The organism is Herbivorax alkaliphila (assembly GCF_030848475.1).
Classification (GTDB): Bacteria; Bacillota; Clostridia; order Acetivibrionales; family Acetivibrionaceae; genus Herbivorax.
The window spans coordinates 22,201-42,561 of sequence record NZ_JAVDDS010000011.1; the positions used below are offsets into that span (position 1 = coordinate 22,201).

Here is a 20,361-nt window from a genome sequence, read left to right on the forward strand (position 1 = left end):
GATAATAAATATATAGACAAGTAAATGAAAAATTTAGTTTTTAAATTTTATCAAATGGGGTGTATGTATGAGGTTAATTAAATTATTGAATGAAATTCACAGTTATTATTTGAAATTATCAGGCAAAAAGAAACTTTTGGTTTTTTTAATGGTATTTATTTTAGGTGTTATAATTGGCAGTGCCTTTAATAGTAAAGAGGAGAATCTTGAACTAGAAGCAAATGAGTATCAAGATAACAGCTATATAGAAAATGGACAAGATAGCACCAAAGAAGATGATGACGAAAATGAAGAATCATTAATGGATTTAATAAGGGAATTAATGATTGAAGAAGAAATAGAAGATGATGAAGTTATTGTTGTAATTGATCCAGGTCATGGTGGAGAGGATTTAGGTACGTATTATAGGGATATGCTTGAAAAGGACTTAAATTTAGATATATCTCTTAGGATGGGACCTATAATAGAAGAAGCTGGTATAAATGTAGTTTATACCAGAACAGAAGATGAAGATGTTTCACTTGATGAAAGGGCTTTTATAGCAAATACTTTAGATGCTACCTTATTTGTAAGCATACACAATAATGCAATGCCGGGAAATCCCAATTACAGGGGCACAGAGACCCTTTATTGTGCCCCCCAAACCCCGGTTTACAGCAAAATGGATGGTCAGAAGTTTGCTTCTATTGTGCAAAAAAACTTGGTAAATACATTAAATACCATTGATAATGGTACCCTTCATAGACCTAATCTGGCTGTGTTAAGAAAAACAGCTATGCCTGCAGTTATAGCTGAAATTGCATATGTGACAAATGCTTCAGACAGGGAATTGCTAAGGCAGGATGAGTTTAAACAAAAAGCAGCTCAGGCTTTGGCAGATTCAGTTTTTGAGGCACTTGAAGTGATGGAGGCTAAAGTAGATGAAGAAGGAGTTTGGAGAGTGCAAAAATGATTTTAAGAATAATAAAGCTATAAATTCTTGCCACCTTTAATTATATATTATATAATTAAAAATACTAATACTTTGAGGTTTTAATAATGAAACACTTGTGGAGATATATTTTTATACTTGTTGCTATAATTATATTATGGAATCAGTTTATACTAAGACCTATAAGAATACTGTCTATATTCTTTCATAAAATAGGTTATTCTTTTATAGCCTTTATTTCTGGATATGGACAGGAAGCTTTTTCAGCTACATTTGAAAATCTTGGTGTCACAATGTTAAGTGTTCAAGGCTGGTTTTCTTCTTTTCTTGTTTTAAATGGTGGGTACATAAGCAGTGCTCTGTTTTTTGTGATAATAATGGGACTGAAAAAAACCCGTGTTAAAAATTATTTGCTTGGTATTATAGCGATTATATACATGATGTTTTCTATCATTAATCCAGCACTTCAATTTACTTGGATATATATAATATTTTTTGTTGCTATTATTATTATTTTATATATGATTAGAAATAATTCATTGGATGAATGGGTGATTGACATAGTAGGCATATCATCTATTGTGTATATTATGTATGATACATTTGTTGATACTATTTTGCTTACCATTAATCAAAGATTTAATATAGTTAGCAGTTGGAGAAGTGCTCCACCGGAGTACATTGTAAAATTAAGTGAAATAACGCCTTTGCCACCTTTAGTGTGGGCAATGATTTGGCTTGTAATCAGTGTGCTTTTATTTAACATGTTATTAATAAAACCGTCAAGACGTTCAAGAAGATAAATTTAATTTAAGTTTTAACTGGAGGGAAGGTTTTTTGAACATTAAAGAGAGGATACAGAAATTAAAAGATACAATAAATTATTATAACTATAAGTATTATGTAGAGGACTCACCTGAAATAAGTGATTACGAATATGATAAACTTTATAAAGAATTAGAAGACCTTGAAAGTCAAAGGCCTGATTTAATTTCACCGGATTCACCTACTCAGAGAGTAGGTGGAGAGCCTTTGTCTGGCTTTGAAAAGGTTGAACACAAAGTACATATGCAAAGTCTTTCAGATGTCTTTAACAAAGAGGAGATATATGCTTTTGATAAAAGAGTCAGGGAAGCTATTGATGGTGATGTTGAATATGTTGTTGAAAAAAAAATAGATGGTTTATCTGTCTCGTTAAAATATGAAAATGGAATGTTTGTAAAAGGAGCTACTAGAGGAGATGGATTTATAGGGGAAGATGTAACATTAAATTTAAAAACAATAAAGTCAATTCCTCTTTCATTAAAACATAAATTACCTCTATTGGAGGTAAGGGGAGAGGTTTTTATATCAAAAAAAGACTTTGTTAAAGTAAATGAGCATCAGGAAAAATTAGAACAGGCAGTTTTTGCCAATCCTAGAAATGCTGCTGCAGGTTCGTTAAGACAACTTGACCCTAAGATTGCCAGTTTGAGAAAGTTAGATATTTTTATTTTTAATGTACAGGATATATCGGGAAGAAGTTTTGAGACTCACAGTGAATCCCTAGAATTCATGAAAGAAGCAGGACTTAAAGTTAGCCCTAGATACAGAGTGTGTAAGAATATAAAAGAGGTTGTAGAAGAAATAAATAGAATTGGTGAAGAAAGAGCAGAACTGCCCTTTGAAATTGACGGTGCAGTTGTAAAAGTCAATTCATTAGATCAAAGGGAGCAGTTAGGAAGTACTTCAAAAGCTCCAAAATGGGCAGTAGCTTATAAATATCCTGCTGAGATAAAAGAAACCGTGATAAAAAAAATATGGGTTAATGTAGGAAGGACGGGAGTTCTTACTCCTAATGCCGTATTAGAACCTGTACCAATTGCAGGTACAACTGTAAGCAAAGCGACTCTTCATAATATGGATTATATCGAAGAAAGGGATATTCGCATTGGTGACAGCGTAAAAATAAGAAAAGCTGGAGACATAATACCAGAAGTTATAGAAGTTATAGAACAAAAAAGAAGTGGAAAAGAGCAGCCCTTTGTTATGCCGCAAAAATGCCCTGAATGCGATGCAGATGTAGTAAGGGAAGAAGGGGAAGTGGCACATAGATGTACTGGTATTGAATGTCCTGCACAGCTTTATAGAAGCATTATTCATTTTGCATCAAGAGATGCAATGAATATTGATGGTTTAGGGCCTGCCATAATTGAAGTATTGCTTAAAAAAGGTTTTATTAAGGGAATAGCGGATTTATACTATTTAAAAGAATCAAAAGATGAACTTTTAAAGTTAGATAGGATGGGAGAAAAATCAGTAGAAAATCTTTTAAAATCAATTGAAAAAACTAAAGACAATAATATTGACAAACTTATAAATGGTTTTGGCATAAAACATATAGGACTCAGAGCTGCACAACTTTTAGGCGAAAATTTTGAATCTATAGATGATATGAGAAAGGCTTCTGTGGAAGATTTTGCAAAGATACCTGAATTTGGTGAAAAAATGGCAGAAAGTCTGAGTATTTTTTTAAAGCAGCAACAAACAGATGATACAATAGATAAGCTTAAAAAGGCAGGAGTTAATTTAAAGAGTAAGGGAAAAAGAAAACTAAATGATGCTAGGTTTGAAGGTGTAACATTTGTTTTAACAGGGACTCTTGAGAATTTAAAGAGAAATGAGGCAGGAGAAATAATAAAGAGCTTTGGAGGAAAGGTTTCTGGAAGTGTTTCTAAAAAGACAGACTATGTTTTAGCAGGGGAAGAAGCGGGTAGTAAGTTGGAAAAGGCAAAGAAACTTGGAGTAAAAATAATTGATGAAAATGATTTTTTACAAATGACTAAAGAGTGATAAAGGATAAATTTATGAGAGAATATATTATATATATTTTTATTTTAATACTAATAATTGTCCTTATTGTAACTGCTTATTTCCTTTGGGCTTCGGGGAAAAAAGAGCAGCTTTTAAGAAAAAAGACAGTTTCTAAAATTGAGTATGGAAGTGTAAGCGTCTTTTTTGATAGGAGAAAAAATGTAATTGTTATTCCCTATGCAAAAGATAAATATGGTGTTGGAAGGGCTGTAGAAGAGCCACAATTTTTATTTTCTCCGTATAAAAAAGATGAACTAGGTAATTTTATAAGAAAGACTTTGGCTATGTGTAACAGTGAAAATTTTTGTTCAGATGTGAAACTTATGAAAATTCTAAATAGTAAAAATTGGAGAGGGTTTTCTAAGGGTAAAAAGAGCATATCTGTATACTTTAAGAAAAATACAGGGTTGGTTTTTAATAAGACCAGAAGATGGTCAGATGGGTCTTATGATTTTAATTCTAATAAAAGTAACAAAGTTTTAAGTTGCTATGCAGACAATAATGAAATAGGACAGACTCTTATCAGCTTGTTAGATAGATAAATAAAACCTTTAGCTAAATAGAAGTTTTAGATGGGATTTTTACAATGTTTCTTCCATATTTTCATTTATAAAAAATTTACACATACATTTAAGTAACAATAATTGACGTGGCATATATGGTTTTATATAATAGGTTATGGAATGGGAGGTAGTACAATTGAAAGTTACAAAAGATACAATAGAGCATGTTGCAAATCTTGCAAGGCTTAATTTCACAGATAAAGAAAAAGAAGAGTTAATTCTTGATATGGAAAAGATTATTTCATATGTTGATAAATTAGATGAATTAGAAACTTCATATGTTGAAGCTACCCAACATGTTATACAACTAAAAAATGTATTTAGAGAAGACAAAGTGGAAGACTATTTTAAAAGAGAGAAAATATTAAAAAACGCACCAGAAAAAAAAGATGGATGCTTTAAAGTACCTAAAATTGTTGAATAACTGGAGGACATAAAGTGGATTTACATGAACTTACAGTACACCAGATGAGTAATTTGATAAAAAACAGAAAACTTGGTGTGAGGGAGTTAACTAAAGCTACAATTGATAGAATAAAAAAAGTTGACAAAGAAATAGGAAGCTATATAACAATAGTAGAAGAAAAAGCAATTAAGCGGGCAGAAATTATTCAGGAGAAAATTGACAAAAAAATTGCAAAATTCCCCCTTAGCGGTATTCCAATGGCATTAAAGGACAATATATGCACAGAAGGCATTAAAACTACATGTGCTTCTAAAATGCTTGATAATTTTGTGCCACCATATAATGCAACTGTGTATAATAAGCTTTTTTTAGAAGATACCGTTCTTATGGGAAAGCTTAATATGGACGAGTTTGCAATGGGGAGTTCTACAGAAAATTCCTTTTATAAACCTTGCAAAAACCCTTGGAACCTTGAAAAAGTAGCTGGAGGGTCAAGTGGAGGATCAGCAGCTTCAGTTTCGGCAGGACTGGCAGCATTCTCTTTAGGTACTGATACAGGTGGCTCGGTGAGGCAACCTGCTTCACTGTGTGGTGTTGTAGGAATGAAGCCTACTTATGGGTTGGTTTCACGTTATGGACTGGTTGCATTAGCACCTTCTTTAGATCAAATAGGTTCTATAACTAAAGATGTGACTGATTGTGCTTTGGTTTTAAATGCAATACAAGGACATGATGAAAGGGACTCTACATCTTTAAATATTGGATATACTGACTATACCAGAGCATTAATTAATGACATTAAAGGTATGGTAGTAGGAATACCAAAAGAATATATTTCAGGTAGAGTTAATCCTGAAGTTAAAAAAGCTGTTCTAGATGCAGCAAAGGTTTTAACAGAACTTGGAGCAGAGTGTGAAGAGTTTTCCCTTCCAATTACTGAGTATGCAATTTTAGCATATTATATTATTTCTTCAGCAGAAGCAAGTTCTAATCTTGCTAGGTATGATGGAATAAAATATGGACATAGAGCAAAGGAATACAAAGATCTTTCAGATCTGTACAGAAAGAGCAGAAGCGAGGGTTTTGGAAGAGAAGTCAAAAGAAGAATAATGCTTGGTACCTATGCATTAAGTTCTGGATATTATGACCGATATTATAAAAAGGCTCTTAAAGTGAGGACACTTGTAAAGGACAATTTTACAAAGGCTTTTGATAAATATGATGTTATAATAGGACCTACATCACCAACAACTGCTAATAAAATAGGTGAACAAAAAGATCTTTTAAAAATGTATTCAGGTGATGTATATACTGCTGCGGCAAATATTGCAGGACTTCCGGGATTATCCATACCATGTGGAACTGATAAGGATAATCTTCCCATAGGCTTGCAACTTATTGGAAAGCCTTTGGCTGAGAGTACATTACTTCGAGTAGCATATACTTTTGAACAAAATACTGATTTTCATAAAAATAGAGCCAGGATTTGAGGTGAGCAGTGTAATGGAGTATGAAATTGTTGTAGGCCTTGAAGTTCATGCAGAACTTTCAACAAAATCTAAAATATATTGTTCCTGTACAACAGAGTTTGGTGGAGATGTAAATACACATACATGTCCAATTTGTACAGGTATGCCTGGGACGCTTCCAGTTTTAAATGAAAAAGTGGTTGAGTATGCAGTTAAGGCTGGTTTAGCTACAAATTGTAATATTGCCGAGTACAGTAAGCAGGATAGAAAAAATTATTTTTATCCAGACCTTCCAAAGTCATATCAAATATCCCAGTACGATTTACCTCTTTGTTATCATGGATATGTAACTATAGAGGTAGAGGGTGAACAAAAAAGAATAGGTATTACCAGAATACATATTGAAGAAGATGCAGGAAAACTTATGCATGATGAAGATGGGGCTGCATCCTTAGTAGACTATAACAGGTGTGGAATTGCTCTTATAGAAATTGTGTCAGAACCTGATATGCGTTCAGCTAATGAAGTAAAAACCTATTTAGAAAACTTAAAGGCAATACTAGAGTACATCAATGTATCTGACTGTAAAATGCAAGAGGGCTCATTGAGAGCAGATGTAAATCTTTCTGTAAGAAGGAAAGGTGAAAGTAAATTTGGTACAAGGACTGAAATGAAAAATTTAAATTCATTTAAAGCTATTGTAAGAGCAATTGAAGGTGAAGCAGCTAGACAGATTAAAGAAATTAAAGAAGGCAGAGCTATTTCACAAGAGACTAGAAGGTGGGATGATGAGAAAGAGACGAGTTATTCAATGAGAAGCAAGGAAGAGACTCATGACTACAGATATTTTCCTGAACCTGATTTGATGCCGATTGAAGTTGATGCAATGTGGAAAGAAAAAATCAAAAATAATCTTCCTGAGCTTCCAGAAGACAGAAAAAAGAGATATATACACAATTTTCTGCTTCCTGAATATGACGCTTCTATTCTTACCAGTTCAAAGGTTTTAGCGGACTTTTTTGAAAAAACTGCTGTGAAAAGCAAAAATGCTAAATCAGCAAGTAATTGGATAATGGGTGAGGTTTTAAGAGTTTTAAAGGAAAGACAGATGGAAATTGAAGAAGTACCTTTTTCTCCAGAGCACCTTGCAAAGCTCATAACATTAATTGATAATGGAACAATAAGTGGAACAATTGGGAAAAAGGTTTTTGAAGAAATGTTCACTAATGTTAAAGATCCTGAGATTATAGTAAAGGAAAAGGGTCTTGAAGTGATAAGTGATGAAAAAGAAATGCTTAACATTGTTGAAAAAGTCTTAAAGAAAAACTCTAAATCTGTAAAAGACTATAAAATCGGCAAGAAAAAAGCTTTTGGATTTTTAATGGGACAGGTTATGAAAGAGACAGAAGGAAAAGCAGATCCTAAAATTGCAAACAAAATACTTAAAAATGAATTAGGATGAGTGTACAAAGTATAAATTTATTGAAAGGTTTGAGATAGTAATGAAAAAGAAATTTCCAATTAAAATAGTTCTTTCGATGGCAGCGGTTTTTTTCTCATTTTTGTTTAACCCTGTACTTGGAAGAGTGGTTCTAGGAGTATTTGTTGTTTACATGTTTTTTTCAAATAGAAGTATATTCTATGAAGTATTTGCAACTAAAGCTCATAACAAAGGAGAGATGGAAAAGGCAATTGGTCTTTTTAAAAAAGCCTCAAAAACAACTCAAAATACAAGACCTAAAATAACATATGGTTATCTACTGCTTAAAGCAGGCAAGATTGACATAGCTTCAGAAGTATTTAAGGAAATGATTGGTTCAAATATTGATGAAGACAGCAAGAGAAAAGCAAAGTCTAATTATGCTCTGGTATTATGGAAAGATGGAAAAATTGATGAGGCAATTGAGCTATTAGAAGAGGTTTTTTCTGAATATGAAAGTTCAGTTATCTATGGAAGCTTAGGTTATCTTTATATATTAAAAGGAGATTTAAAAAAAGCTCTTGAATTTAATAAAGAGGCATATGATTATGATGATGCTGATCCAATTATACTTGATAACTTAGGATATGTTTATTATTTGATTGAGGATTTTTCTAAATCAGATGAGATTTATAAAGAACTAATGAAGTTAAAACCACAATTTCCAGAGGCTTATTACAATTACAGTCTTGTTTTGAAAAAGCTTGATAAATTAGAGGACGCTCTAGAAATCATAAAAAAAGGTAATAATTACAATGTATCATTTTTAAGCAATTTAACAAAAGAAGAAATGAAGAGTCAATTAGAAGAAATAGAGCATCTTATATCCAAACAGCAATAAAAGCACGAAAAAGCTAAATAAACGACAATATTTGAGGTCAAATGATTTTTACCGCATTAAAAAACAAATATACAATCTTGTATACAATAAACATTTTGTATATAATTAAGGTTGTTTCCTATTTAGAAAGGGGTAGATGTTGTGGATTTTATTGAAAAATTAATTAAACGTGCAAAATCAGATGTTAAAACAATTGTATTGCCTGAAAGCACAGATGTGAGAGTTATAAAAGCTGCGTCTGTAATCCAAAAACAGGGGATAGCAAATGTTGTACTTGTTGGTGAGGAAAGTAAAATTTTAGAATTGGCAGGTGATTTAGATCTTTCAGGAGTAAAAATAGAGGATCCGCTAAAGTCGGATAAAGGTGAAGAGTATTCTAAAACTTTTTATGAACTGAGAAAAGCTAAAGGTATTTCTTTAGAACAGGCTTGTGAATTTATGAAAAATCCTCTTTACTTTGCAGTGATGATGGTAAAAAAAGGAGAGGCGGACGGAATGGTAGCAGGTGCTGTAAATTCAACGGCAAACACACTAAGACCTGCACTTCAAATATTAAAAACTGCACCAGGAATAAAACTTGTTTCATCTTTCTTTGTAATGTCTGTACCTGAATGTACTTACGGAAAAGATGGAACTTTTATTTTTTCTGATTGTGGATTGGTGGAAAATCCAGATTCAGATCAGTTATCAGAAATAGCAGTAGCTTCGGCCGAGTCTTTTAAAACCATTATAAAGGAAGAGCCAAAAGTTGCAATGCTTTCCTATTCCAGCCATGGAAGTGCGAAAAGTGAGTCAACTGAAAAAGTAATTAAAGCATCTAAATTGGCAAAAGAAAAAGCTCCAGATGTTTCTATTGATGGAGAACTTCAAGCAGACGCAGCATTAGTACCTGCTATAGCTAGGTCAAAGGCAGCTGGAAGTGATGTTGCAGGGTATGCAAATGTATTGATTTTCCCAGACTTAAACAGTGGAAATATAGCATACAAGTTAACCCAAAGATTGGCAAATGCAGAAGCATATGGACCTATTACTCAGGGAATAGCAAAGCCTGTAAATGATTTATCAAGAGGTTGTAGTGCAGAAGATATTGTTGGAGTGGTAGCAATAACTGCTATTCAAGCTCAAAATTGAGTAAAAAAATAGTATGTTTTAGAGTTGAAAAATAGGAGCTTCAGTAAATTTATGAAGAGAGGAGTATTTTAAAATGAAAATATTGGTTATTAACACAGGGAGTTCATCATTAAAGTATCAGTTAATTGATATGACTAATGAAGATGTACTTGCAAAAGGTGTATGTGATAGAATAGGACTTGAGCACTCTTTTTTAAAGCACTCACGAGTGGGGGAAAATGCTGTTGTTATTGAAAAAGACCTGTATAATCATAAGTTAGCTATACAGGAAGTGATAGATGCTTTAACTGATGATGAAATTGGTGTAATTGGTAGTATGGAAGAAATAGCTGCGGTAGGTCATCGTGTTGTACATGGAGGTGAAAAGTTTAAGGAGTCTGTAGTTATTGATGATAAAGTAATGGAAGCAATAGAGATGTGTGTTGAACTTGCTCCTCTCCACAATCCTTCAAATATTGTAGGAATAGAGGCTTGTAAGCACATCATGCCAGATGTTCCAATGGTTGCTGTTTTTGATACAGCTTTTCATCAAACAATGCCAAGACATGCTTATATCTATGCTCTTCCATTTGAAATATATGAAAAGTATGGGCTGAGAAGATATGGATTTCATGGAACATCACATAAATATGTAGCTGAAAGAGCAGCTAAAATATTAAATAAACCATTAGAAGAATTAAAAATTATTTCCTGTCATTTAGGTAATGGTGCCAGCATTTGTGCTATTAAAAATGGAAAATCGGTAGATACTTCTATGGGTTTTACTCCTCTTCAAGGTTTGTGTATGGGAACTAGAAGTGGTACTATTGATCCAGCGGTTATATCATTTTTAATGGAAAAAGAAAGGATGACAGTTAAAGAAATAAGTGACTTTTTAAATAAAAAATCTGGAGTTCTTGGAGTTTCAGGAATTAGCAGTGATTTTAGAGATGTGCAGGAAGCAGCTGAATCTGGAAATGATAGGGCAAAACTTTCTTTAGATATATTTTGTCACAAAGTAAAGGGCTTTATTGGAGATTATGCAGCCACTATGAATGGTGTTGATGTAGTGATATTTACTGCAGGCATAGGAGAAAATAATGACTATGTAAGAACAAGAATATTAAATGAAATGGATTTTATGGGCATTAAAATTGATGAAGAAAAGAATAAAGTTAGAGGAGAAGAAATAGATATAAGTACAAAAGATGCAAAAGTGAGAACTTTTATAATACCAACAAATGAAGAACTTTCTATTGCAAGAGAGACTTTACAATTAATGCGTAAGTAGCTGCCTTTGTCTTTTTACCCGAAGCTAAAAACTTTGGTTTTTAACTTCGGATAAAAAGGTTAGGTTTTAGGCGAGGAGTGAGTTAATGAAGAAATTGTTCAGTATATCCGGTGGTGGTATTATCATAATATCACTTGTAGTGTTTTTAACGCATAGTAGCAGTGTTTATTCACCAATGGTAACTGTCTTAAGTACTTTTTTGAGCATTGTAATGGGTGTTGCTTTAATTACTATTGGAGATTTACTTGAAAGAGTACGCTTTCTAGAAAAGCAGCTTAACATTTCTTTTGATGAAGACAGGCATAAGTTGCCTAAAAAAACTTGCCCTAAATGTTTTACAGAGCATGACTTTGATTATCCAAGATGTCCATTTTGTCACCATAAGTACTAGCGTTTGACTACATAAATCTATGTTTAGCTTTAGCTAAACTAGTTCACTTTAAGACGATTTTTTCATATATATTGAAGGTTATAAAAAAATAAGAAATTTTTTACTTGTAAAAATAGTTGAAAATATTTAATATTTTATGGTATTATATAAATAACAAAAGATAATTGTATTACATAATATATTTTACTTGAAAAATTTTAATCAAGGGGAAACTAGACATAAAACAATTGCTTTAAGAAAGCTCCAACCGGTATGGAGTGTAAAGGTTGTTTTGTACTAGGATGTGTAAGGTTATGAATTATAATTTTAAAAAAGTAATGAATAAGAATGCCTCAAAAGGCGTGGTTGTGTTACAAAAGTATAGTGCCAATTATGTAGCTGTATTTGGAGACACCTGCCTTTTAATCCAAAGTCCAAAAGGAGATTGGTACTTTTTTCAGTACACATTACCAGGGGTAGTTTTAAGTCGCGTAAATAAAAAATACTTAAAAAGTCTAGAAGATTTCAACAAAAAATATGAAACATCTTTTGATACAAGCCTTTACGTAAAAGGTGATTTTAATGTGGCCTTTAAAAGAGCTTCGGAATTACATAAACACTATAAAAAAGAATATTATGGTAAAGCAATTATTGATCTTAATATGGATTATAAGATATTAAGTAAAAATTGTACTACAGTTGTTTCTGATTTAATAGGTTTAGGAATATTAGATGATGGATCCTTTATTAAAGATTCACCTTTATTTAAAAGAAAGCTGTTTAGTAGAATATGTTCAGCGATACCAAATACAAACTTTTACTGTATGAAAAATATGTTTAATAACAGTGCATTTAGCTTTCAAGAATTTGTTGTGCAGCTTAATGAGAAAAAAGAATTGTTTAAAAAGAAGCTTAATAATCCAGTATACAGGCTTGTTTTTGGTAAATCCGCTAAAGATAGTATTTATTGGATAGAAAAACTTTCAGGGAGTCAAAATATTAACTATAGAATTACAGGTACTGGTTAGATTTTTAAACATAGAATTAAAAAAATGAACCTTTTTGATAACAAAAACAATCCGCCATAAAGAGTTTTTAAAAAAAGATAAAAACAATAGACAACTCTAAATGATATCTGATAAAATATAGTTGTGTATATAATATAGTCAATAAATAAATTTATTTATATATTTTTAGGGGTAAGGAGGAATATTATGGAGGTTAGTAAGTTATCAAGGAGGTTTTGGGCATATTTTTTTGACATTATTATTGTGACAGGTGTTTATACAGGCATTGTAACGGTTTTGCACATGTTAGGAAGGGACATACCTATTAAGGGGTTTTTAGAGAGGGATGTCAATGATGTGGCTTTAGTTTACCTAACTATTGGTTTAGTGTATTTATTTTATGAAATTGTTTTTTTGTCTTCTAAATTTTCAAGCACTCCTGGAAAGCTAATTTTAAATCTTGAGGTTGTTTCCTGTAAAAAAAGCAGTGTTTTTGATGCTTTAATAAGATCATCTATTAAGGTTTTGGCTACTTTGACTCAAATAGTTCCTGTTGTATTTTTCATCATTTCAATTTTTACAAAAAATAAACAAGCAGTACATGACATAGCATCAGATACAATTGTTATGCAAAAGAAAAAAAGAAAGGTAGTTCGCTCAAACAATGTGAATCCAAATGTAAATTTATTTGAGGAAATGAAAAGAAGGGGTCTTAGGACATATAGTGAACAAGTGGCCCTAGCAAAGGAATTAAATTGTTATAGAGGTGGAAAACCTGCTAACAGTTCATCATATGCATGGCTGGGAGTTTTAATATTCGTTTTTTCAATTGCATGTGGTATATTTTTTATTAGTTTTTTCTATCCAGATATTAAAAGCATAACTTCTGTAGTTTCTATGTAATTGATTTATCGGTTTTGTATTACAGAAAGAAGATATTTTTCTGTAATACAAAACTTGTCATTTAAATATAACATAAAACAGAGAGGAAAACACAAATGAAAAAAAAATTAAAGTTGCCAGAAATTATAGTTATTGCAGTTTTGACGTATCTTTTTGTTACTTGGTCAATGGTTATTGCTATTGATTTGTTGAATTTAGGAGGATTATCAGACTGGTTAGTTTCAAGGTTAGCTTCAAAGGACATTGATATTGCCTTGGTTTGGATTTATATGTTTACAGAAGGAGGTCCAACTGAAATATTTCAGTGGTCTTTTCTTTCTTTAAGTGTACTTGCATGTGGAGTTATAAGTGGATTGCATATCAAAAACAAACAATTATCAAGATGTTTTCTAATGCTAGGTTTTGGAATGGCTCTTATGCTCATGGAAGATGCAGGTAATATTAGGCATCTTATGTCTAAGGCTGTAAGCATTCTATTTTATTCTGAATATACTGGTTCAAATTCTAATCCCTATGCCATCGCTACAGAACTTATCTTTTATGCTTTTTTAGGTTTCTTAATGCTTTTTCCTTTGATTATGCATGGAAAATCACTTTTGAAGTCTGTAAAATGCAAAAAAAGTGTAATTTTTCTACTGATAGGTTATTGTGCCTATGGTTTGGCATCCTTTGCATCTGCTACACGAAATATTGGACACTGGTATCAACGCCTAGGAGAGGGAATTATGAACTTTTTTTCTGTCACTGAAAGGGCGGCATGGTATTCAGTTAGCTTAGGATTTTATCTTGTAGATTTTTGGATTGAAGAATCTGTTGAATTAATAGGTGCAAGTTTTATTTTTGTCGGTCTTATATCATATGCAATATCATTAAAAAATGATGATTCAAGATAAAGGTTAGAAGGTTATTAAATCATAGAGATTTTGTCCTTTAAAATAGGGTGCTATTTTTAAGGCATTCCTAAGTATTTAAATATTTCAATTGATTAAAAGGCAAGAAGAAGCTAAAGTTTTTTCTTGTCTTTTGATGGTGAACTTGATAACCTAAGGGTTAGTACATTATTGAGTTATTTTTGGAGGTGCATTAAGTGAAATCGAAAAAAATAAGAAAGAAAAAAAATACCCAAAAGAAAAAGGGAATAAAAAAATATAATCATGAAATAGTAGGCATATTATTGCTAGCAGCAGGTCTAATAGTCTTTTCAAGTATCTTTTTTGAGGACTCAATGGGGCCTTTTGGATCTTATGTTAAAAATATTATTTTAGGGTTTATGGGAGCACCAGGTTTTTTTGTATCGCCTTTGATAATAGTTTATTCATTTTTTATTATTTTTAAAAAGAATAATCGTGATTTAAATTTAAAAATAAGTTATAGTTTTATACTTGTACTTTTAGTATCTGCCCTAGTCCAGACAGGTTTTTACGATGAAGGTGATTATCACCAAAAGGGTGTGATTTCTAGTATAAAAGATTTTTACGTAAATGGGAGAGACTTAGCTGGTGGAGGAGTATTAGGCGGATTGATAAGTATTCCTTTTCTTTTAATGTTTAAAGAGTTAGGCACTATAATTATCCTTACTACAGCTGGAATAATAAATGTTATCCTTATTACGAATATATCCATTGCAGGAGTTATAGTTAAAATTAAAAACGGCATTTTAAGTTTAGTTAAAAAAGTGGAAAACAAATTAAAATTAAGTGATAAAGAAATAAAAAATGAACTTATAGAAGAAACTGATGAACCTGATATTGTTATGAATGGTGAAAGATTGCCCAAAGTAGTTGATATAAATAGAGGTAAGAAAAAGAATAAAAAAGAAAATCAAAAAGAGGATGGTTCTTTAGAAGAAGGTGAAGTATTAGAAAAAGTAGATGTTGAAAATAAAGAAGTGGATTTTATAGTAAAAGATATTAAAAAAAGCGAGAATTCTTCAGAGGCTGTAGAAAAAATTGCAGATAGTGTTAATAAGGAGATAAATTCAAAAACTAAAACCAATATTGATTATAAGTATCCTTATTTAGAGCTTTTAGATGATGGTTCCACAATAAGCAGTGATGCTGTTAATTGTAGAAAATCTGCATTAAAAGGGGCAAAAAAACTTGAGGAAACATTAAAGAGTTTTGGTGTAGATGCAAAAGTAATAAATGTGAGTATGGGACCTGCTGTTACAAGATATGAATTGCAGCCTAGTGCAGGTGTAAAGGTGAGTAAAATTGTAGGATTATCAGATGATATATGCTTAAATCTTGCAGCTTCAGGAGTAAGAATGGAAGCTCCTATTCCAGGAAAGGCTGCAATTGGGATTGAAGTGCCAAATGAAAAAATGGTACCGGTGCTTTTAAAAGATGTTATAGAGTCTAGGGAATTTAAAGAGTATGATTCTAAACTTGCTTTTTCATTGGGAAAGGATATTTCAGGTCAAAACACTGTAGCAGATATAGCAAAAATGCCTCATGTATTGGTGGCTGGAGCCACAGGTTCTGGAAAGAGTGTTTGTATTAACAGTCTTATTATAAGTCTTTTATACAAGTCCTCTCCAAATGAAGTTAAACTTTTAATGATTGATCCTAAAGTGGTTGAACTGGGTATATATAATGGAATTCCCCATCTGTTAATACCTGTTGTTACAGAACCTAAAAAGGCAGCAGGGGCATTAAACTGGGCTGTTCAGGAGATGGAAGAGAGGTATAAGCTTTTTGCCCAAAAGGGTGTGAGAGATATTAAGGGGTATAATGATGTGGTAAATACAGATGAAGGTGAGGAAACTTTACCTCAGGTAGTGATAATTATAGATGAACTTGCTGATTTAATGATGGTTGCACCAAATGATGTGGAAGATGCAATATGTAGATTAGCTCAAATGGCACGTGCTGCGGGAATGCATCTTGTAATTGCCACACAAAGACCTTCAGTGAACGTAATAACAGGTGTGATTAAGGCAAATATACCATCTAGGATAGCCTTTTCGGTTTCTTCTCAGGTGGATTCAAGAACTATAATTGATATGTCAGGTGCTGAAAAGCTTCTTGGAAAGGGAGATATGCTTTTTTATCCAGTAGGGGAGCCAAAACCAGTTAGAGTAAAGGGAGCCTTTGTATCTGACAAAGAAGTTGAAAGAGTTGTAGAGTATATTAAATCCCAAGGTGATGCAGAATATAATGAGGATATAATAGAGGAGATTAATACTGAAAGAGAAGTAATGGATAAAGATTCAGGTGATAGTGATGAACTATTACCACAGGCAATTGAACTTGTTGTTGAAGCAGGTCAAGCCTCTGTATCTATGATTCAGAGAAAGTTTAAAGTTGGATATGCAAGAGCAGCTAGGATTGTGGATCAGATGGAGGAAAGAGGCATTGTAGGAGGTTTTGAAGGAAGTAAACCAAGACAAGTACTAATTACCAAGCTTCAGCTTCAGGAGCTTGAAATGAGAAATGACAATTAAAGTGAACCTTATATAAGGTGTTTAGAATAATATAAAGTGTTTTGGAGTGAATAAATGAGTTTTTTACCTATGACAAAAAAAGATATGATTGAAAGAGGATGGGAGCAGCTGGACTTTTTATATATTAGTGGAGATGCATATGTAGACCATCCAAGCTTTGGACATGCAATAATAACAAGAGTTTTAGAAAGTGAAGGATATAGAGTTGGCATAATAGCACAACCTAATTGGAGGAAAAATGAAGATTTTTTGAAACTGGGAAAGCCCAGACTTGCAGTGCTTATTTCCTCAGGAGTTATAGATTCGATGGTAAATCACTATACAGCAAGTAAAAAACCTAGGAGTAAGGACTTATATTCTCCAGGGGGAAAGTCACATAAAAGACCTGACAGAGCTGTAATGGTTTATACAAACAAGGCAAAAGAGCTATTTAAAGATGTTCCTGTTATAATAGGTGGAATTGAAGCAAGTTTAAGAAGATTTGCACATTATGATTACTGGGATAATAAGGTGAGGCGTTCAATACTTGCAGATTCTAGGGCAGATCTTTTAATGTATGGAATGGGTGAAAAGTCTGTACTGCAAATTGCTGCTATTTTAGATAAAGGAGCTCCAATAAGCAAAATAAAAGATATAAATGGAACTGCCTATATTTCAAGAAAAGAAAATCTTCCAAATTCAATAAAAGAATTTCTGTACGAAGGTAAAAGTAAAGATAGTTACGAGTTGTTGTCATCTTTTGAGGAAGTTTCAAAAAATAAAAATGAGTATGCCAAGGCTTTTATTACTCAGTACAATGAGCAGAATTCCTTTAATGGAAAAACATTGATACAACCCCATAAAGAACAATTTTTAGTGCAAAATCCTCCAGGAATGCCTCTAACCGAAAAAGAGATGGACAGAATATACTCACTGCCTTATGAGAGAACTTATCATCCCCAATATCAAAAAGATGGAGGGATTCCTGCAATAAATGAAGTGGAATTTAGTATAACGAGCCATAGAGGGTGTTATGGTGGATGTTCTTTTTGTGCATTGAATTTTCATCAGGGAAGAGTTATACAGAAAAGAAGTAAGGCGTCAATAGTAAATGAAGCAAAAAAAATAATATGGAGTCCTGACTTTAAGGGATATATACATGATATAGGAGGACCGACAGCAAATTTTAGAAATCGGTCCTGTGTCAAGCAAGAAAAAAATGGAGTTTGTAAAAAAAGACAGTGCCTTTATCCTGCTCCTTGTAAAAACTTACAGGCAGATCATGATGACTATTTGGAAATTTTAAAAGAAGTGAGAAATATTCCTGAGATAAAAAAAGTTTTTATTCGCTCGGGAATACGCTATGACTATCTTATGTTAGATAAAAATGATAAATTCTTTAAAGAATTATGTGAGCATCATGTAAGCGGACAATTAAAAGTTGCTCCAGAACATGTATCTCAACGTGTTTTGGACAAAATGGGGAAGCCTGATAGAAGGGTATATGATAGATTTTCAAAAAAATTCTACAAAATAAATAAAGAGCTTGGTAAAGAGCAGTATCTGGTGCCATATCTTATATCCAGCCATCCAGGAAGTGATCTTGATGCGGCAATAGAACTTGCAGAATATTTAAGGGATTTAAACTATACACCTTTGCAGGTACAGGATTTTTATCCAACACCGGGGACACTGTCAACGTGCATGTTTTATACAGGACTAGATCCTCGTACAATGAAAAAAGTTTATGTGCCAAGAACAGGTAAAGAAAAGGCAATGCAAAGAGCACTGCTTCAGTATCGTAAAAAAGAAAACTATAAAATTGTTTTTGAGGCTTTAAAAAAAGCTGGCAGAGAAGATTTAATAGGGTTTGGAAAAAAGTGTCTTATAAAACCATTGAAAAGAAAGAGAAGAAAGAGGAAAATTGACAATAGAAAGAGAATGAAATAAAATGAAAGCGTTAAGAGTATAAGATAAACCTTCTATCAGAGAGGGATAAAATTAAATGCAAAATCAGATAAAATATCTTAGGTTTAGCATTAAAAACAAAAGAGAGGTAGGTAAAAATGGCTGGAAAGGTATTAAACGGAAAAGAATTGGCAACAAAAATAAAGAGTGAGTTAAAATCAGAAGTGGAGACGCTTAAAGAAAAAGGAATTTTACCAGGGTTAGCTGTTGTAATTGTAGGGGATGATTCTGCATCTAGGGTATATGTAAATTCAAAAAAGAAGTCCTGTGAAAACATTGGAATAGAATCTTTTGAATATGCCCTAAGTGAATATGTTAGTGAAGATGAGTTAATTGAATTAATACATAAATTAAATAATGACGAAAAAGTTAATGGAATACTGGTTCAACTACCGTTGCCTAAGCAAATTAATGAAGATAGAGTGATTAATTCAATTGATCCTAAAAAAGATGTGGATGCTTTTCATCCAATAAATGTAGGAAAACTTATGACGGGAAATCCTGTATTTTTACCCTGTACTCCTGCTGGTGTTATGGAACTAATAAAAGAAAGTGGAATTGATATTACAGGTAAAGAATGTGTAGTGGTAGGAAGAAGTAATATTGTTGGTAAGCCAATGGCTATGCTCTTGTTGGCTCAAAATGGAACAGTTACAGTATGCCATTCAAAAACAAAAGACATTGAAAAAAAGGTTAAAAATGCTGATATTGTAATAGCAGCTGTGGGAAAACCTGAATTTATAAAGGGAGATATTATAAAGCCTGGTGCAGTGGTAATAGATGTAGGTATTAACAGATTAGAAGGAAAAAAGCTTGTAGGTGATGTAGAGTTTGAAACAGCAAGTGGTGTGGCTTCAGCAATAACTCCAGTTCCAAGAGGGGTTGGTCCTATGACCATTGCAATGCTTATGAAAAATACAGTTAAAGCTGCTATACTTCAGAAAGAAGGTATTTAGAATTGCTAAAAGAAAGTATTCTAAGATATCAAACAGAACTTCAGGATATCAGAAGAAAACATGACAAAATAAAAAACTATTATTACAAACAAAAGGGTAGAAAAGAACAATTGACGGAACAGCGATTAAAGCTTGAAAAAACTCTTCAAAGCTGTATTGACAATATAGAGCTTTTAGAGAAAGTTCGAATACTTCTAGGAAGAGTTTCAGAGTTTGCAAGAGAGCAGGCTAGGATTCAGATAGAGTCGCTGGTGACCAACTGTCTTCAATATATTTTTGATACTAATTTAGAGTTTGGAATTGAAATTAATGAAGTCAGGGGAAGACCTGAAGCTGAGTTTTTTGTTATCAGTAATTTTACTGGACAGGTTATAAAAACAAAGCCACAGGAAGCACGAGGTGGAGGTGTAATAGACATTATATCTCTGGCAATAAGAATTGCAATGTTAGAATGCAGTGATGATGAAATTAAAGGGCCTGTTATTTTGGATGAACCTGCAAAACATGTTAGTGATGATTACATTGTACAGGTGTCTGAATTTTTGAAGCAAGTTACTTTGATGTTTAAAAGACAGGTAATAATGGTTACTCATAATAAACATTTAAGTGAAATGGCGGATAAATGGTATAAAGTTGAAATGGTTGATGGTGTAAGTATAGTTAAAACAGATGAAGCAGAAATTTTGAAAAATTATTAATTATTTTTCCTATAATTAATAAATTAAGAAGAACTAATAAAACACTGTTTTTTAGAGCTTCTATAAAGGAAAATTCTATATGTGATATAAA

General features: G+C 32.4%; 18 protein-coding genes. All 18 read left to right on the forward strand.

The window, feature by feature from the left end:
* The first annotated feature begins 67 nt into the window (after positions 1-67).
* The 18 genes from RBH29_RS05760 to RBH29_RS05845 all read left to right on the forward strand — a co-directional run bounded on the left by RBH29_RS05760 (position 68) and on the right by RBH29_RS05845 (position 20,270).
* On the forward strand, positions 68-952 hold the full coding sequence (locus RBH29_RS05760; RefSeq protein ID WP_306695820.1) for an N-acetylmuramoyl-L-alanine amidase family protein: 885 nt from the start codon (positions 68-70) through the stop codon (positions 950-952).
* Positions 953-1,038: 86 nt separating this feature from the next.
* Positions 1,039-1,734, forward strand: a complete 696-nt coding sequence (locus tag RBH29_RS05765; protein ID WP_306695821.1) for a M50 family metallopeptidase — start codon at positions 1,039-1,041, stop codon at positions 1,732-1,734.
* 34 nt (positions 1,735-1,768) lie between these two features.
* Positions 1,769-3,763, forward strand: a complete 1,995-nt coding sequence (gene ligA, locus RBH29_RS05770) for an NAD-dependent DNA ligase LigA (RefSeq protein ID WP_306695822.1) — start codon at positions 1,769-1,771, stop codon at positions 3,761-3,763.
* A 14-nt stretch (positions 3,764-3,777) separates the two neighbouring features.
* A complete protein-coding gene (locus RBH29_RS05775) occupies positions 3,778-4,326 on the forward strand; it encodes a hypothetical protein (RefSeq protein ID WP_306695823.1) in 549 nt (182 codons plus the stop codon).
* Between the two features lie 157 nt (positions 4,327-4,483).
* On the forward strand, positions 4,484-4,771 hold the full coding sequence (gene gatC / locus RBH29_RS05780) for an Asp-tRNA(Asn)/Glu-tRNA(Gln) amidotransferase subunit GatC (RefSeq protein ID WP_306695824.1): 288 nt from the start codon (positions 4,484-4,486) through the stop codon (positions 4,769-4,771).
* Positions 4,772-4,785: 14 nt separating this feature from the next.
* Entirely contained in the window at positions 4,786-6,243 is a 1,458-nt protein-coding gene (gene gatA / locus RBH29_RS05785) for an Asp-tRNA(Asn)/Glu-tRNA(Gln) amidotransferase subunit GatA (protein WP_306695825.1), read from the forward strand.
* 13 nt (positions 6,244-6,256) lie between these two features.
* Positions 6,257-7,684, forward strand: coding sequence for an Asp-tRNA(Asn)/Glu-tRNA(Gln) amidotransferase subunit GatB (gatB, locus tag RBH29_RS05790; protein ID WP_306695826.1), 1,428 nt, complete (start codon positions 6,257-6,259; stop codon positions 7,682-7,684).
* Between the two features lie 40 nt (positions 7,685-7,724).
* The gene (locus RBH29_RS05795) at positions 7,725-8,543 is read left to right on the forward strand and encodes a tetratricopeptide repeat protein (RefSeq protein WP_306695827.1); all 819 of its coding nucleotides are present in this window, start codon (positions 7,725-7,727) and stop codon (positions 8,541-8,543) included.
* A gap of 141 nt (positions 8,544-8,684) precedes the next feature.
* A complete protein-coding gene (pta, locus tag RBH29_RS05800) occupies positions 8,685-9,674 on the forward strand; it encodes a phosphate acetyltransferase (RefSeq protein ID WP_306695828.1) in 990 nt (329 codons plus the stop codon).
* A gap of 73 nt (positions 9,675-9,747) precedes the next feature.
* Positions 9,748-10,944 carry an acetate/propionate family kinase gene (locus RBH29_RS05805; RefSeq protein WP_306695829.1) on the forward strand — a complete coding sequence of 399 codons (1,197 nt, stop codon included), beginning with the start codon at positions 9,748-9,750 and terminating at the stop codon, positions 10,942-10,944.
* 85 nt (positions 10,945-11,029) lie between these two features.
* Positions 11,030-11,335, forward strand: a complete 306-nt coding sequence (locus RBH29_RS05810; protein WP_306695830.1) for a hypothetical protein — start codon at positions 11,030-11,032, stop codon at positions 11,333-11,335.
* Between the two features lie 293 nt (positions 11,336-11,628).
* Complete coding sequence (locus tag RBH29_RS05815; RefSeq protein WP_306695831.1) at positions 11,629-12,342, forward strand: hypothetical protein; 714 nt, start codon at positions 11,629-11,631, stop codon at positions 12,340-12,342.
* Between the two features lie 186 nt (positions 12,343-12,528).
* Positions 12,529-13,224 (forward strand): RDD family protein, encoded by a 696-nt coding sequence (locus RBH29_RS05820; RefSeq protein ID WP_306695832.1) that lies wholly within the window; start codon positions 12,529-12,531, stop codon positions 13,222-13,224.
* Between the two features lie 95 nt (positions 13,225-13,319).
* Positions 13,320-14,117 (forward strand): hypothetical protein, encoded by a 798-nt coding sequence (locus RBH29_RS05825; protein WP_306695833.1) that lies wholly within the window; start codon positions 13,320-13,322, stop codon positions 14,115-14,117.
* A 194-nt stretch (positions 14,118-14,311) separates the two neighbouring features.
* A complete protein-coding gene (locus RBH29_RS05830; RefSeq protein ID WP_306695834.1) occupies positions 14,312-16,669 on the forward strand; it encodes an FtsK/SpoIIIE family DNA translocase in 2,358 nt (785 codons plus the stop codon).
* A gap of 54 nt (positions 16,670-16,723) precedes the next feature.
* Positions 16,724-18,598: a YgiQ family radical SAM protein gene (locus RBH29_RS05835; protein ID WP_306695835.1), complete on the forward strand. Its 1,875-nt coding sequence runs from the start codon at positions 16,724-16,726 to the stop codon at positions 18,596-18,598.
* A gap of 116 nt (positions 18,599-18,714) precedes the next feature.
* A complete protein-coding gene (gene folD / locus RBH29_RS05840; protein WP_306695836.1) occupies positions 18,715-19,572 on the forward strand; it encodes a bifunctional methylenetetrahydrofolate dehydrogenase/methenyltetrahydrofolate cyclohydrolase FolD in 858 nt (285 codons plus the stop codon).
* 2 nt (positions 19,573-19,574) lie between these two features.
* The gene (locus RBH29_RS05845) at positions 19,575-20,270 is read left to right on the forward strand and encodes an ATPase (RefSeq protein WP_306695837.1); all 696 of its coding nucleotides are present in this window, start codon (positions 19,575-19,577) and stop codon (positions 20,268-20,270) included.
* Positions 20,271-20,361 lie beyond the last annotated feature (91 nt).

What these genes read in the sequence shown, in the direction of transcription:
- RBH29_RS05760 (WP_306695820.1), top strand. Translation starts at nt 68, where the DNA reads ATGAGGTTAATTAAATTATTGAATGAAATTCACAGTTATTATTTGAAA.
- RBH29_RS05765 (WP_306695821.1), top strand. Translation starts at nt 1,039, where the DNA reads ATGAAACACTTGTGGAGATATATTTTTATACTTGTTGCTATAATTATA.
- RBH29_RS05775 (WP_306695823.1), top strand. Translation starts at nt 3,778, where the DNA reads ATGAGAGAATATATTATATATATTTTTATTTTAATACTAATAATTGTC.
- gatB (WP_306695826.1), top strand. Translation starts at nt 6,257, where the DNA reads ATGGAGTATGAAATTGTTGTAGGCCTTGAAGTTCATGCAGAACTTTCA.
- RBH29_RS05795 (WP_306695827.1), top strand. Translation starts at nt 7,725, where the DNA reads ATGAAAAAGAAATTTCCAATTAAAATAGTTCTTTCGATGGCAGCGGTT.
- RBH29_RS05805 (WP_306695829.1), top strand. Translation starts at nt 9,748, where the DNA reads ATGAAAATATTGGTTATTAACACAGGGAGTTCATCATTAAAGTATCAG.
- RBH29_RS05810 (WP_306695830.1), top strand. Translation starts at nt 11,030, where the DNA reads ATGAAGAAATTGTTCAGTATATCCGGTGGTGGTATTATCATAATATCA.
- RBH29_RS05815 (WP_306695831.1), top strand. Translation starts at nt 11,629, where the DNA reads ATGAATTATAATTTTAAAAAAGTAATGAATAAGAATGCCTCAAAAGGC.
- RBH29_RS05820 (WP_306695832.1), top strand. Translation starts at nt 12,529, where the DNA reads ATGGAGGTTAGTAAGTTATCAAGGAGGTTTTGGGCATATTTTTTTGAC.
- RBH29_RS05825 (WP_306695833.1), top strand. Translation starts at nt 13,320, where the DNA reads ATGAAAAAAAAATTAAAGTTGCCAGAAATTATAGTTATTGCAGTTTTG.
- RBH29_RS05835 (WP_306695835.1), top strand. Translation starts at nt 16,724, where the DNA reads ATGAGTTTTTTACCTATGACAAAAAAAGATATGATTGAAAGAGGATGG.
- folD (WP_306695836.1), top strand. Translation starts at nt 18,715, where the DNA reads ATGGCTGGAAAGGTATTAAACGGAAAAGAATTGGCAACAAAAATAAAG.